The sequence below is a fragment of the Pseudomonas sp. P5_A2_2 genome (genome assembly GCF_054177685.1).
This window is the reverse complement of record NZ_JBGCUL010001330.1, coordinates 1-1,050: the sequence shown is the minus strand read 5'-3', so window position 1 is coordinate 1,050 and position 1,050 is coordinate 1. Positions and strand designations below refer to the sequence as shown.

Below are 1,050 nucleotides of genomic sequence, written 5' to 3'. Positions count from 1 at the left end.
TCCATGAGGAAGCCGGACAGGATCGCCAGCACGCCACCGATGATCAGCACCGGTTTGCGCCCGTAGCGGTCGCTGGCCCAGGCCGACAGCGGGGTGGCGGCAGCCATGAACAGCACGGCGAAGCACAGCAGCCCGAGGAAGGTTTCACGGCTGTAGCCGAGCGTTGCCACGCCGTAACTCAGGGAAAACACGGTGGAGATGTAAAACAGCGCGTAGCACACCACCATCGCGCCGGCGCCCAGCAAGACGGGCGCCCAGTATTGGCCGAACAGCTCGAACAGCGGGATCTTCACTCGTTCCTGGCGCGCCATGGCGTTGGCGAATACCGGGGTCTCATGCAGCTTGAGGCGCACGTACAGGCCGACCATCACCAGCGCCGCGCTGAGCAGGAACGGAATACGCCAGCCCCACGAGCGGAACTGGTCATCGTCCAGCACCACGGCCAGGGTCAGGAACAAGCCGTTGGCCGCCAGAAAGCCGATGGATGGACCCAGCTGCGGGAACATGCCGAACCATGCGCGTTTGCCTTTCGGCGCGTTCTCCGTGGCCAGCAATGCCGCGCCACCCCATTCACCGCCCAATCCAAGGCCTTGTCCGAAGCGCAGGACGCAAAGCAGGATCGGTGCCCAGGCGCCAATGCTGTCGTAACCTGGCAGCACGCCGATCAGCGTGGTGCATACGCCCATCAGCAGCAGCGATGCGACCAGGGTCGATTTGCGACCGATACGGTCACCGAAGTGACCGAAAAGGGCTGAACCCAAGGGGCGTGCAAGGAAGGCGATACCGAACGTGAGAAACGCCGAAAGCATCTGGGCGGTGCCGGATGTCTGTGGAAAGAACACCGGGCCGATCACCAGCGCAGCGGCGGTGGCGTAAACGTAGAAGTCATAGAACTCGATGGCTGTGCCGATAAAACTCGCGGTGGCCACGCGGGTGGCTGAGTTCGTCGGTTGCGCAGGCGTGGAGTCGCTGTAAGTCGTGCTGGTCGTCATGCGGTTATCCCTGACAGTCATGTGCTCCGGTGGAGCGAATTATTATGGTCGAGAACCC

The 1,050-nt window shown here is 62.8% G+C and carries 1 protein-coding gene; it reads right to left on the bottom strand.

Annotated elements, in window-relative coordinates:
* Window positions 1–992, bottom strand: a 992-nt coding sequence (locus ACXRVY_RS31190; RefSeq protein ID WP_458239232.1) for an MFS transporter, incomplete at its 3' end; no start/stop codon positions are given.
* Between the last annotated feature and the right edge of the window lie 58 nt (window positions 993–1,050).